This is a genomic window from Schaalia sp. ORNL0103, from assembly GCF_019429565.1.
Taxonomy (GTDB): domain Bacteria; phylum Actinomycetota; class Actinomycetes; order Actinomycetales; family Actinomycetaceae; genus Pauljensenia.
This window is the reverse complement of the sequence record NZ_JAHXSA010000001.1, coordinates 208,333-220,592: the sequence shown is the minus strand read 5'-3', so window position 1 is coordinate 220,592 and position 12,260 is coordinate 208,333. Positions and strand designations below refer to the sequence as shown.

At 67.6% G+C, this 12,260-nt stretch carries 12 protein-coding genes; 8 read left to right on the top strand and 4 right to left on the bottom strand.

Features of this window, described 5'->3' with window-relative positions:
* Positions 1-177: 177 nt before the first annotated feature.
* The 3 genes from JJJ16_RS01050 (at position 178) to JJJ16_RS01040 (ending at position 4,285) form a co-directional block, all read left to right on the top strand.
* Positions 178-1,638 (top strand): amino acid permease, encoded by a 1,461-nt coding sequence (locus JJJ16_RS01050; protein WP_219751037.1) that lies wholly within the window; start codon positions 178-180, stop codon positions 1,636-1,638.
* 13 nt (positions 1,639-1,651) lie between these two features.
* Positions 1,652-2,650, top strand: a complete 999-nt coding sequence (locus JJJ16_RS01045; RefSeq protein ID WP_219751036.1) for an asparaginase — start codon at positions 1,652-1,654, stop codon at positions 2,648-2,650.
* A gap of 126 nt (positions 2,651-2,776) precedes the next feature.
* Positions 2,777-4,285 carry an aminopeptidase P family protein gene (locus tag JJJ16_RS01040; RefSeq protein WP_219751035.1) on the top strand — a complete coding sequence of 503 codons (1,509 nt, stop codon included), beginning with the start codon at positions 2,777-2,779 and terminating at the stop codon, positions 4,283-4,285.
* A 20-nt stretch (positions 4,286-4,305) separates the two neighbouring features.
* Here the strand turns inward: JJJ16_RS01040 and JJJ16_RS01035 are convergent, their stop codons facing one another.
* Positions 4,306-5,046 carry a general stress protein gene (locus JJJ16_RS01035; protein ID WP_219751034.1) on the bottom strand — a complete coding sequence of 247 codons (741 nt, stop codon included), beginning with the start codon at positions 5,044-5,046 and terminating at the stop codon, positions 4,306-4,308.
* A gap of 101 nt (positions 5,047-5,147) precedes the next feature.
* Here JJJ16_RS01035 and JJJ16_RS01030 point away from each other — a divergent pair, with 101 nt between their 5' ends.
* From JJJ16_RS01030 to JJJ16_RS01015, 4 genes are all read left to right on the top strand, one after another.
* On the top strand, positions 5,148-6,452 hold the full coding sequence (locus tag JJJ16_RS01030) for a magnesium transporter MgtE N-terminal domain-containing protein (protein WP_219751033.1): 1,305 nt from the start codon (positions 5,148-5,150) through the stop codon (positions 6,450-6,452).
* Complete coding sequence (locus tag JJJ16_RS01025) at positions 6,445-7,020, top strand: DUF1003 domain-containing protein (RefSeq protein ID WP_219751032.1); 576 nt, start codon at positions 6,445-6,447, stop codon at positions 7,018-7,020. Before JJJ16_RS01030 ends, JJJ16_RS01025 begins: the two co-directional genes overlap by 8 nt.
* Before the next feature lie 10 nt (positions 7,021-7,030).
* A complete protein-coding gene (locus JJJ16_RS01020) occupies positions 7,031-8,161 on the top strand; it encodes an Mrp/NBP35 family ATP-binding protein (RefSeq protein WP_219751031.1) in 1,131 nt (376 codons plus the stop codon).
* A 195-nt stretch (positions 8,162-8,356) separates the two neighbouring features.
* Complete coding sequence (locus JJJ16_RS01015; RefSeq protein WP_219751030.1) at positions 8,357-8,986, top strand: O-methyltransferase; 630 nt, start codon at positions 8,357-8,359, stop codon at positions 8,984-8,986.
* 64 nt (positions 8,987-9,050) lie between these two features.
* On the opposite strand, the gene JJJ16_RS01010 is transcribed toward JJJ16_RS01015, so the two are convergent.
* The 3 genes from JJJ16_RS01010 to dapE all read right to left on the bottom strand — a co-directional run bounded on the left by JJJ16_RS01010 (position 9,051) and on the right by dapE (position 11,317).
* Positions 9,051-9,215, bottom strand: coding sequence for a DUF3117 domain-containing protein (locus JJJ16_RS01010; RefSeq protein ID WP_007589628.1), 165 nt, complete (start codon positions 9,213-9,215; stop codon positions 9,051-9,053).
* 192 nt (positions 9,216-9,407) lie between these two features.
* Complete coding sequence (locus JJJ16_RS01005; protein WP_219751935.1) at positions 9,408-10,133, bottom strand: TIGR00730 family Rossman fold protein; 726 nt, start codon at positions 10,131-10,133, stop codon at positions 9,408-9,410.
* Between the two features lie 2 nt (positions 10,134-10,135).
* Complete coding sequence (dapE, locus tag JJJ16_RS01000) at positions 10,136-11,317, bottom strand: succinyl-diaminopimelate desuccinylase (protein ID WP_219751029.1); 1,182 nt, start codon at positions 11,315-11,317, stop codon at positions 10,136-10,138.
* A gap of 139 nt (positions 11,318-11,456) precedes the next feature.
* Here dapE and JJJ16_RS00995 point away from each other — a divergent pair, with 139 nt between their 5' ends.
* Positions 11,457-12,230, top strand: coding sequence for a phosphomannomutase (locus tag JJJ16_RS00995; protein ID WP_219751028.1), 774 nt, complete (start codon positions 11,457-11,459; stop codon positions 12,228-12,230).
* Positions 12,231-12,260 lie beyond the last annotated feature (30 nt).

Below are 12,260 nucleotides of genomic sequence, written 5' to 3'. Positions count from 1 at the left end.
GCACGTCTCACCAAAGAGCCTGTATTTGCTTGATTTTGACCTTATCGTCTGCACGTTCTCCCATCTCACCTTCACCCTTTTTGGTTAACCGCTCACCTGCGGCGACGGGCTGTCGACTGTAGGAAACTGGCAGTACACGGCCATTTGGCCTCCCTCAACACCGATTGGAGTACACGCGTGTCTGACAAGGATCAGACCCAGGTGTCCACCGCGACTGACGCGGGAGATGCCGGGTACAACAAGGCTCTGAAAAACCGACACATCCAGATGATCGCCATCGGCGGTTCGATCGGCACCGGCCTGTTCCTGGGTGCGGGTGGCCGTCTGGCGCTGGGCGGCCCCGCTCTGGCCTTCGCCTACGCAGTGTGTGGCGTCTTCGCGTTCCTGATGGTCCGCGCCCTCGGCGAGCTGGCGGTGCGCCGCCCCTCCTCGGGCGCGTTCGTCTCCTACGCCCGCGAGTTCCTGGGTGAAAAGGGCGCATTCATCACCGGCTGGTTCTTCTTCCTGGACTGGGCGGTTACGGTCATGGCCGACATCACCGCGGTCGCCGTCTACATGCATTACTGGAACATGTTCAAGGTGGTCCCTCAGTGGGTCATCGCCCTCATCGCTCTGGGTCTCGTCTTCGTCCTCAACATGATGAGCGTGAAGGCCTTCGGTGAGGCGGAGTTCTGGTTCGCGATGATCAAGGTCGCGACGATCCTCATCTTCATGGGCGTCGCTATCTGGGCGATCCTCACGCAGTCCTCGGTCGGCGAGTACACCGCGGGTGTCCACAACATCTCCGAGTCCGGCGGCTGGTTCCCCGAGGGCCTGGCGCCTGTCTTCGCCCTCACCCTCGGCGTCGTCTTCGCCTTCGGCGGCACCGAGATGGTGGGCGTCGCGGCCGGCGAGGCCAAGGACGCCGCGAAGATCCTGCCCAAGGCCATCAACTCGATGGTCATCCGCATCTTCTTCTTCTACGTCGGCTCCGTCGTTCTCTTCGCCCTGGCGCTGCCCTACACCGCCTACTCGTCGAATGAGTCCCCGTTCACGACGTTCTTCTCCGGCCTCGGCGTGCCCCACGCGGGCGACATCATGCAGGTCGTCGTCCTGACCGCCGCCCTGTCCTCTCTCAACGCCGGCCTGTACGCGACCGGCCGCACGCTGCGCTCGATGGCGCTCGTGGGCGAGGGCCCGCGCTTCGCGGCTCGCCTCAACAAGAACCACGTCCCCTACGGCGGCATCGTCGTCACGGCATCGCTCGGCCTGCTCGGCGTCCTGCTCAACGCCTTCGTTCCGGAGAACGCCTTCAACATCGTCATGGACCTGGCGGGCATCGGTATCGCCGGCACCTGGGCGATGATCCTCATCTCGCACCTGGCGTTCCTGCGCAAGGTCAAGCGCGGCGAGGAACAGCGCCCCGAGTTCCGCATGCCCGGCGCCCCCTACACCAACTACCTGGCACTGCTCTTCTTCACGGTCGTCGTGGCCTCGAACGTGACCTCCGAGTCGGGCCGTTGGACCCTCGCCCTCTTCGCCGTGGTCATCGTCCTCATGGTCGCCGGCTGGTACTACGTGCGCGGACGCGTCGGGAACCTGACCGACGAGGCCGCCGCCTCGCTGCAGGGCGAGGAAACCCTGGTGGCGGGCGACTGAGAAAGGACGAACAGTGCGTCTTCACGTCACGTATGCCGGTGGCACCATCGGCATGGTCGACTCCCCCGAGGGTCTGCGTCCCGGCGCTGACCTGCAGGGCTGGTTCGGCTCCCAGCTGGAGGGCATCGAGCTGGCCTCGAACATCACGATGTCGACGCTGGACCCGCTCATCGACTCCTCGGAGGCTACCCCCGAGGACTGGCAGGCCATCATCGACGACATCAACGCGCACGCGGACGAGGCCGATGCCTTCCTGGTCCTGCACGGCACGGACACGATGGCCTACTCGGCCGCGGCCCTGTCCTACGCGCTGGCAAGCATGGGTAAGCCGGTCGTTCTGACCGGGTCTCAGTACCCGCTTGGCGTCGTCGGCTCGGACGCGTCCGCGAACGTCACGGGCGCCCTGCGCGCCGCGATTTCGCACCGCGCCCGAGGCGTCATGCTGTTCTTCGGGCACAAACTCCTGGCCGGCAACCGCGCCACCAAGACCTCGTCGTGGGCATTCCGCGGATTCGAGTCGCCCTCCGTGTCCCCCATGGCACGCACGGGCGCCCCGTGGCGCTGGTACGGCGCTCCGAGCGCAGGCACCGGCTGGCAGGATCCCAGCCCGTACAAGCGCCAGGATGTCGCCGTCATCGACGTGGTGCCCGGCATGAGCGCCGCGCGACTGCGCGCCATGACGACGCCTCACCCGGACGCGGTCATCCTGCGCACCTTCGGCGTGGGGAATATCCCGGCCTCCGAGCCGGGTCTCGTGGACGTCCTGGCCGAGCTCGCGCAGGCCGAGGTGCCGATCATCGTCGCCTCCCAGTGCTACCAGTCCGAGGTCATGCTCGGCCACTACGAGGCCGGCAACGCGCTGGCGCGCCTCGGCGCAATCGGTGCGCATGACATGACGCTCGAGGCCCTCTACGCCAAGACTGTCTTCCTGCTCTCGCAGGGCAAGCGCGGCGCGGACTTCAAGCGGTGGATGGACCTGTCCATCGCGGGAGAGCTCACCCTCCAGGACTGAGCCTCTTCCACCCGACACGGCCCCGGCCTCGTTCCCGGCGCAGCGCGCGCCACAGGGAGACGAGGCCGGGGTTTGTCATGACCATCGAACCCGCCCGAGGGGCCGAGAAGCCGTAGAATAGTGACCATGAGTGAAGAAGCGTCCCAGTCCATGGCCGATCGCGGCGAAACCCGCTCCCGTCAGCCCCAGTCCTCCGCATTCCGCGATTTCATCGGCTCCGGTTGGGGGCCTCGTCCCTCCGAACTGCCCGAGCGCGAGCGCGTCGCCGACTTCCTGCACGACCGCACCCTGAAGGCCGGTACCCCCTTCCCGGGTGAGCGTCTCGTCGTGCCTGCGGGCCCCTACAAGGTCCGCTCCAACGACTGCGACTATCGTTTCCGCGCGCATTCCGCCTTCGCGCACCTGTCGGGCCTGGGCGGCGAGAAGGAGCCGGACACCGTCCTGGTGCTGGAGCCGAACGAGGACGGCACCCACACTCCCCTGCTCTTCTTCAAGCCCCGCGCCTCGCGTTCCTCCAAGGAGTTTTACGCGGACGCCCGCTACGGCGAATTCTGGGTGGGCGCGCGCCCCTCGCTCGAGGAGCTGAGCGCGCAGACCGGCCTGGAGACCCGCCACATCGACACGCTGCGCGACGTGCTGGCAAAGGACGCCGGGACCGTTCAGCTGCGCATCGTGCGCGGCGTGGATGCAAACGTCGAGGCGATGGTCAACGAGGTGCGCGCCCAGGCTGGGCTGCCCGCGGGAGAGGATACGCGCAAGGAGGACGAGGCCCTCGAGGAACACCTCTCCGAGATCCGCCTGACCAAGGACGCCTTCGAGCTTGAGGAAATGATCCGCGCGGTCGAGGTCACCAAGGCTGGCTTCGAGGACATCATCCGCGTCCTGCCGCGCGCCGTCGGCCACCGTCGCGGCGAGCGCGTCATCGAGGGCGCATTCCGAGCGGTCGCCCGAGAAGAGGGCAACGGCGAGGGATACGAGACCATCGCGGCCTCGGGCAACCACGCGAACACCCTGCACTGGATCGACAACGACGGCGAGGTGCGCGAGGGCGACCTTGTGCTCGTCGACGCGGGCGTCGAGGTCGACTCCCTCTACACGGCCGACATCACGCGCACGCTGCCCGTCAACGGCCGCTTCACCGAGGTCCAGGCGCGCGTCTACCAGGCGGTCCTCGACGCCTGCGAGGCCGCCCTGGCCCGCGCCAATGAGCCGGGCTGCCGCTTCAAGGACGTTCATGACGCCGCCATGAAGGTCATCGCCGCCCGCCTGTACGAGTGGGGCATTCTGCCCGTCACCCCGGAAGAGTCCCTGGCACCCGAGGGCCAGCAGCACCGTCGCTGGATGCCGCACGGCACCAGCCACCACCTGGGCCTGGACGTGCACGACTGCGCGAAGGCGCGCGCGGAGCTCTACCAGGGCGCGCTGCTCGAGCCGGGCATGGTCTTCACGATCGAACCGGGCCTGTACTTCCGCGCCGACGACCTGCTGATCCCCGAGGAATACCGGGGCATCGGCGTGCGCATCGAGGACGACGTCGTGGTGAACGCCGACGGCACCGTCACACGCATCTCCGAGGACATCCCGCGCACGATCGCCGACGTCGAGGAGTGGATCGCGAGCGTTCAGTCCCGCTGAGCCACGCGAAGACGCTGAGGTTACGCCTCGGTCTGGTCCTTTTCGGGGGACGAGGCCGGGGCGTCCTCATGTGCGGACGCCGCGCTCTCGGGGCTGTTCGTTGCAGGGGCCAAGGCCTCGGGCGCGCTCACGGGGGCGTGGGCCTGGGGGGACGTGGCCTCGGGTGTCTCGCGACCACCGGGCACCTCCCCGTCCTTGGTCGCCGCGCCGAAGCGGGGGCGGCCGTCGGGGAAGAAACCAACGGAATCCTTCTTCGGGCGCGCCTGCTCCGTGCGCGGGCGCACGACGCGCGCGCGATTGCCGGGGGTGCGCTGCAGGATCTGATAGGCGCGATCGATGTCCGCCGAGGCCAGGACCGCGTAGCGCTGCGCGACAACCTGCTGGGAGGACACGAGGTCGCGGCTGCGTCCGCGAATGATGAAGGACAGAGCGGATAGAGCCATGCCAATCAGGGCGCCGACGATGATGCCACCGACGACCCATGAACCCGTTCCGCCCGCGTTTTGCCCGGCGGACATGAGCATGCCACCCAGGGCTCCCCACAGGCCACCGCTGGACGCACCCGAGAGCGAGGCGCGGGCGATCGTCAGGCGTCCTTTGACGCGCTCGACGAGGTGCAGGTCGGAGCCAACAATCGTGATCGCGGAAACGTCGAAGCCGGCATCCGATAGGAAGTCGACACCGGCGCGGGCCTGCGCGTAGGTCTCGTACGAGGCGACCTCGGTGCCCGTGGGCATCTGCGGGTCCATCACGACAGCCATTTCTTCTCCTTCGTCCCCGGCCTCGGTGGCATGGAACGCATTGTTCATGCGGCGACCGGCTCATCAGTACGCATCTGTGGTCACCAGCCTAAGATGGAAGAGTGAGCATTGCATCTATTGAACTAGGCACCAAGAGTCGGCGCGTCTACATCGGAAAGCTCGCTGGCACCAGTGTTTTCGACCCTTTGGGCGACCAGGTCGGCAAGATTCACGATGTCGTTGTCATCTTTCGGCTGAAATCCGAAGCCAACGTCATCGGCTTCGTCGTCGAGGTCGGCCCGCGTAAGCGTGTCTTCCTGCCTCTCACTCGCGTCACCGCCATCGAGTCCGGTTCCGTCATCACGACGGGCCTGCTCAACATCCGTTCCTTCACGCAGCGTCCCATCGAGACGCTCGTGCTCTCCGAGCTCTTCGATCGCGTCGTCACCATGAACGACGGCTCGGGCCAGGTGCGCATCCTCGATGTCGCGATGCGCCAGCGCCGCCCCAAGGACTGGGTGATCTCCACGTTGCACGTCCAGCGCGTGCGCACGTCCTCCCTCGGTTTCACGCGCAGTGGCGAGACCCTCACCGTGGACGTGTCCGAGGTCTCCGGCCTGCTCAAGACCGACTCGAACCAGGCGGCGACCGCGCTCGTGCAGTACACGGAGGACATGCGCCCCGCGGACCTGGCGGACTTCATGCACACGCTCCCCCAGGACCGCAAGATGGCGGTCGCCATGCAGCTGACGGATGCGCGCCTCGCCGACGTGCTCGAGGAGCTGGGTAACGACGACCGTATCGCGATCGTCTCCGCGCTGGAAGCCGCCCGAGCCGCCGACGTTCTGGACGTCATGCAGCCCGACGACGCGGCCGACCTCGTCGCCGAGCTGCCCGACGCGCAGGCCCAGTCCCTGCTGGCCCTCATGGAGCCCGAAGAGGCCGAGGACGTGCGTCGACTCATGACCTACGACGAGTCGACCGCCGGTTCGCTCATGACCACCGAGCCCGTCATTTTCGGCCCCAACGCGACCGTCGCCCAGATGTTGGCTGCCGTACGACGCGAGGACATCCCGGCCTCGATCGCGACCGTCGCCTTCATCGCACGCCCACCCCAGGAGACCCCGACCGGCCAGTACCTGGGCATGGTGCACATCCAGCGCGCGCTGCGCGAGCCCCCGCAGACTCTGCTCGGCACGATCCTGGACCGCGACATCGAGTCCGTGGACCCCAACGCGCACATCGCGACAGTGACGCGTCTGCTGGCAACCTACAACCTGACGGTCCTGCCCGTCGTCGACGAGGACGGGCACTTACACGGCGCCGTCTCGGTCGACGACGTCCTCGACGAGCTGTTGCCCGAGGACTGGCGAGACTTCGACGACGACGTGACCGACCGCATGATGGCAAGGAGCATCGATGGCTGATCGCCTGGATAACCCGATCGACAAGCGTCGGTGGTTCTTCCGCCGCTCGTCAGGCGGCGGCGACGGCTTCGGCCGCTTCGCCGAGGCCACCGCCCGTTTCATGGGCTCGCCCCGCTTCGTCCTCTACATGACGATCTTCGTCATCGCGTGGATCGGCGCGAACCTGATGCTCGCCGGCATCAGCGAGGAAGCCGCCTGGGACCCCTACCCCTTCATCCTCCTGAACCTCGCGTTCTCGACCCAGGCCTCATACTCGGCCCCGCTGATTATGCTCGCGCAGAACCGCCAGGACGCCCGCGACCGCGTCGTGGCCGAGCAGGACCGTCTTCGCGCGGAGCGTAACCTCGCCGACACCGAGTACCTCGCCCGCGAGATCGCAGGCCTGCGCCTGGCCCTCCAGGACGTCGCCACCCGCGACTTCGTGCGCTCTGAGCTGCGCGACATGCTGGAGGACCTGCGTGCGGAGATCGCCGCGGACGCGGCCAACGCCTCGTCGAACGAGGCGGAGGCTGAGCCCGAGGCCAACGGTGCCTTTCGTCCCCTAGAAGATGGGCACACCGGCCAGTAGAGTGGAGTCCATGCCAGTCACACTTGATTCCGTCATGGAGGCTCTCGGCCAGGTCATCGACCCCGAGATCCGCCGCCCCATCACCGACCTCAACATGGTGACCCCCGACATGGTCACGATCGACGGCTCCTCCGTCGCCGTCAAGGTCCTGCTCACCACCGCCGGATGCCCCCTGCGCACCCAGATCACCAAGGACGTCACCGAGCGCGTGAGCGCCATCGACGGCGTCGAAAACGTCTCCGTCGAGATGGGCGTCATGGACGAGGCCCAGAAGAAGGCTCTGCGCGAGAAGCTCAACGGCGGTCGCCCCGAGCGCGAAATTCCCTTCGCCCACCCCGACTCCCTCACGCGCGTCATCGCCGTCACCTCCGGTAAGGGCGGCGTCGGCAAGTCCTCCATGACCGCGAACCTGGCCGCCGCGCTGGCCGCGCAGGGCCTCAAGGTCGGCGTCATGGACGCGGACATCTACGGCTTCTCGATCCCGCGCATGCTCGGCGTGGACCACGACCCGCAGGTCATCGACGGCATGATGATCCCGCCCGTGGGTGCCGGCGGTGTCAAGGTCATCTCGATCGGCATGTTCGTACCCGACGGCCAGGCCGTCATCTGGCGCGGCCCCATGCTCCACCGCGCCCTCCAGCAGTTCCTCGCGGACGTGTTCTGGGGCGACCTGGACGTCCTGCTCATCGACATGCCTCCGGGCACGGGCGACGTCGCGATCTCGATCGCGCAGCTGCTGCCCAACTCGGAGATCCTCGTCGTGACGACCCCGCAGGTCGCGGCCGCCGAGGTTGCCGAGCGCGCCGGTTCCATCGCCTCGCAGACGAACCAGAAGGTCATCGGCGTCGTCGAAAACATGTCCTTCCTGCCCCAGCCCGACGGCTCGCGCCTGGAGATCTTCGGCGCGGGCGGCGGCGAGTCCGTCTCGCAGCGCCTGACCGCGCAGCTGGGCTACTCCGTGCCGCTGCTGGCCCAGGTGCCCCTCGACATCGCGCTGCGCGAGGGCGGCGACCGCGGCGAGCCCGTCGCCGTCGCTTCGGGTCCGGCAGCGGAGGAGCTCACGGCCCTCGCCAAGCAGCTCTCGTCGGTAAACCGCGGCCTGGCGGGCCGCCCCCTTGGGGTCTCCCCCATCCAGCACTGAGCCCACACGGCTTCGCCCCGGCCTCGTCCCCATCGACGAGGCCGGGGTTTCGCATGCTCATCAGGTGAGGTTTTCGCGTATTTTCGGAGCGCCAGCGCGCCCTTGCGCATCCTCGCCTGTACCCTGATGCCTGGGGAGGCATCAACGCACAGGCGTACCTCACCCAGGCGATCAAACACGAGTGAGGATACGGCGATGGCGGACAAGGCCCAGACGTGGGTGTACACCGAGGACTACGTGGCGGAAAGCGACGCGCTGACCGCCGCACGTGCCGTCGCTACCGAAATGGGCGCTTCTCCCGTGTCCGCTGGCACCGGTGCCGCCCTGCGTATGCTGGCGGCTGTCTCCGGCGCCCGCGCGGTCCTGGAAGTGGGCACGGGCGCGGGTGTGTCCGGCCTGTGGCTGTTGGACGGCATGGCCGCCGACGGCGTCCTCACGACGATCGACTCCGAGTCTGAGCTGCTGGGCCACGCGCGCCGCAACTTCGCCGCCGCGGGCCTATCCTCGCATCGCACGCGCCTCATCGCCGGGCGCGCCCTTGACGTGCTGCCGCGCATGGCAGCACGCGGCTACGACATGGTCGTCCTGGACGGCGACCTGGAGGAAACCCCTCAGTATCTCGATCACGCGGTGCGTATCCTGCGCCCCGGCGGAACGATCGCTTTCGTGCACGCCCTGTGGCGCGACCAGGTCGCTGACCCCGCGCGTCGCGACGCGCACACCGTGGTCGCCCGCGAGGTGGTCAACTACCTGCGCGACTCCGATGAGTTCGTGCCCGCGCTGCTGCCCGTCGGTGACGGCCTGGCGGTTGCCGTGAAGCGATGAGCGCCCCCATTCATAGACAAGCGGCGGAACAGGAGATCCTGTTCCGCCGCTTCGTCTCTATCTGTCAGATGGCCGCTCCGAGAGCTTCGGCGAGTTCCGCCGCCTCCTGCGCGTTCAGCTCAATGACGAGCCGCCCGCCCCCTTCGGTGGGAATTCGCATGACGATACCGCGCCCTTCGGCGCTGACTTCGAGGGGTCCATCCCCCGTGCGAGGCTTCATTGCTGCCATGAGAGTACTCCTTCTCAGAGTTATGCCCGCGCCTCCTCAGGCGGGGTAACATACCCATTTTACCGGATAAGCGCCATTTTTCCTTAACAGATCGCAAAGAGTAATCAAAGAAAAATAAGCCGATCGATTAATTAGGCCCGTAATAAGTGGAGTTTGACAGAACATAGCACCCGCATAAAGGGTGCGAAACTACTAGGCACCCGTCGCTAGACGCACGGCCTCCTCCGGGTCATCGACGACGCGGAGCAGGTCCACGTCACCGGGCGAGATCATCCCAGCGTCGACCATCGCGGAACGGATCCAATCGACCAGGCCCGACCAGTAGTCGGTCCCCACGAGGACCACCGGGAAGGAACGGATCTTCCCCGTCTGCACGAGGGTCGCGGACTCGAAGAGCTCATCCATGGTCCCAAAACCCCCGGGCATCACGATGAAGCCCTGCGAGTACTTGACGAACATGGTCTTACGGGCGAAGAAGTAGCGGAAGTTGACGCCCAGGTTCACCCACTGGTTCATACCCTGCTCGTGGGGCAGCTCGATCCCCAGGCCGATCGACGTGCCACCGGCCTTCCATGCGCCGCGGTTCGCTGCCTCCATCATGCCGGGGCCGCCGCCCGTGATGACCGCGTAGCCGCGATCCACGAGGAGCTCGCCGATGCGCTGGGCGCACTCGTAGAGGGGATCCTCGGGGCGGGTGCGAGCGGAACCGAACACCGAGATGGCGGGGCCGACCTCCGCGAGGGCCTCGAAGCCCTCGACGAACTCGGACTGGATGCGCAGGACCCGCCACGGGTCCTCGTGCTTCCAATCAGCGCTCTGGTCGGACTGGAGCAGCGATGCGTCCGAGGTCATGCGCGGGATCTGGTCGCCTCGCAGGACGACGGATCCGCGGCGGTAGGTGTGCGTCGGCTTGGTCATGGTCATGCCTCCCTGTGTGGTGCCGGCGTCGGTGCCGGCTGCGCGAGCACGAACGCGCGCAGCGTGTCGTGCACCTTCACGATATCGGATACGGGGGTATGTTCGTCGCGCGTGTGCGCCAGCAGCGGGTCGCCCGGCCCGAAGTTCATGGCGGGCACGCCGACCTGAGTGAAGCGCGCGACGTCGGTCCAGCCTACCTTCGCGCTCAGCCGCAGCTCCTCGCCCCGCGAGGCCGCGACCTGACGGGCGACGGACAGGAAGCGCTGGGCGACGTCAGAGTCCGCTCCCGGCCTGGCCCCCTCGCACAGGTCATCGACGTCGATCGTGGCACCCGTGCCCTCGAAGAGCCCGCGCACCCACTCCAGGGCATCGTCCGCGCGCGTGGAGGGAGCGAAGCGGTAGTTGACGGTCATCGACGCAGACTCGGGGATCACATTGTTGGCGATACCACCCTCGACGCGTACGACCGAGAGGGATTCGCGGAATTCGAGGCCATCGACGGTGACGAGGGGGTTTCCGTAGGCGGCGATACGCTCGATAACGGGAGCCATCGCGTGAATCGCGTTGACGCCCATCCACGCGCGCGCCGAGTGCGAGGCGCGCCCCGGGAAGTGCGCGATGACGCGCAAGGTTCCATTGCAGCCGCCTTCCACGTGGGCGGCGGTCGGCTCGCCCAGCAGCGCCAGGTTACCGGCGAGCCACTCGGGGTGGTTGCGCTGGACGCGCCCCAGGCCGTTCAGCTGGGAGGCAACCTCCTCGTGGTCGTAGAAGATCCAGGTGACGTCGGCACTCAGCGCGTCCTCGTCGCCGGAACGGAGGACAGCGCCAACCTCACACGCGAGCGCGAGCGCCGCCGCGCACCCACCGAGCATGTCGACCGACCCGCGACCCCACAGGACCGAGGCCCCGTCGCGCTCCTCGAAGCGACCGGGAACGTTGTCGGCGATGGGGACGGTGTCAAGGTGCCCGGCGAGAACCACACGCTGGTCGAGGCCGAGACGGGTCCGTGCACACACGGCGTCACCGTCACGCAGGATCTCCAGGGACGGGACCGATCCGAACCCGGCGCCACGCAGGGCCACCTCAACGGCGTCAGCCAGGGGCCCTTCATCTCCCGACACCGAGGGAATGTCGATCATCTGGCGCGTGAGCTCGACCGGGTCCGTCAGGTTCGTCAGCTGCATGATTCCTCCTTCGTGGATGCCTCCAGGATAGCGGCGCACTCCCCCACCTGCGTCCCTCCACCGTTTCCCGGGAGCGCGCCCCGGCCTCGTTCCTGATACCCGTTTTTGCGCGAACCACCCAAGGTGTTACCCTCAGCACATGACACGCTGTGCAAGCCCGTTGCTGTTTGCGGGTATCGCTTCTTTCCTGTCCGCGCGAACCGGGGGCCGTTTCCGCCTGATCATCGGCTACGAAACCCCTGAGAATCAGGATGCGGCGCGCGACGGTGCTGCGATCATCGAAGCGTCTGGCGGGCACGCGCTGCTCATGCCGCGTGCGCTCCCCGCTCCCCTGACGGCATTTTCGGTGCGCATGGTCATGGCGGACGGCGCCGTGTACGTGCGCGCGTCGGGTGAGGCCCTCGTCTACCTGGGTGGGCGCGCAATCGACCGCTCGCGCGAGGGCGCTCTGACCCCCGAGGCTGAGCTGGCCCTCATCGACGAGGCCGTGGCCGCGTGCGGGGACGGCTCGTCCCTCCCCCGTTCGCAGGGAGGCTGGGAGTCGGTGGGCGACGGAATGATCGGCGCGTACGTGGACCGCTGCGCCTCTCGTATCGCTTCTCTGGAGCCTTCCGGCACACACGTGGCCTCCGTGTCGATCGACGAGGCCTCGGGGCTGCTAGCGACCCTGCTGGACCACCTGGGCGTGCCGGTCGTCGAGGAGGGCGCTGCGCTCTCCCTGAGCGTTTCCACGGACGGGCGCACCCTGAGCGCCTCGCTGCCCGAGGAGCAGGTCCGCGCCGCGCTGGCGAGCGCGCTGAGCACCTCTCCCGGCGCGCCCACCGGCCCGGGCCTGTACTGCGTGGACCCAGCCTTCGTACTCGACGCGGATGCCCTGTGCGCGGGCGCGGCGCTGGCAGTGCTGGGAGCCTGAGACCTCAAGAGTTGTGCCCCGGGGACGCGT

What these genes read in the sequence shown, in the direction of transcription:
- JJJ16_RS01015 (WP_219751030.1), top strand. Translation starts at nt 8,357, where the DNA reads ATGGCGGACAAGGCCCAGACGTGGGTGTACACCGAGGACTACGTGGCG.
- JJJ16_RS01020 (WP_219751031.1), top strand. Translation starts at nt 7,031, where the DNA reads ATGCCAGTCACACTTGATTCCGTCATGGAGGCTCTCGGCCAGGTCATC.
- JJJ16_RS01005 (WP_219751935.1), bottom strand. Translation starts at nt 10,133, where the DNA reads ATGACCAAGCCGACGCACACCTACCGCCGCGGATCCGTCGTCCTGCGA.
- JJJ16_RS01040 (WP_219751035.1), top strand. Translation starts at nt 2,777, where the DNA reads ATGAGTGAAGAAGCGTCCCAGTCCATGGCCGATCGCGGCGAAACCCGC.
- JJJ16_RS01010 (WP_007589628.1), bottom strand. Translation starts at nt 9,215, where the DNA reads ATGGCAGCAATGAAGCCTCGCACGGGGGATGGACCCCTCGAAGTCAGC.
- JJJ16_RS01025 (WP_219751032.1), top strand. Translation starts at nt 6,445, where the DNA reads ATGGCTGATCGCCTGGATAACCCGATCGACAAGCGTCGGTGGTTCTTC.
- dapE (WP_219751029.1), bottom strand. Translation starts at nt 11,317, where the DNA reads ATGCAGCTGACGAACCTGACGGACCCGGTCGAGCTCACGCGCCAGATG.
- JJJ16_RS01035 (WP_219751034.1), bottom strand. Translation starts at nt 5,046, where the DNA reads ATGGCTGTCGTGATGGACCCGCAGATGCCCACGGGCACCGAGGTCGCC.
- JJJ16_RS00995 (WP_219751028.1), top strand. Translation starts at nt 11,457, where the DNA reads ATGACACGCTGTGCAAGCCCGTTGCTGTTTGCGGGTATCGCTTCTTTC.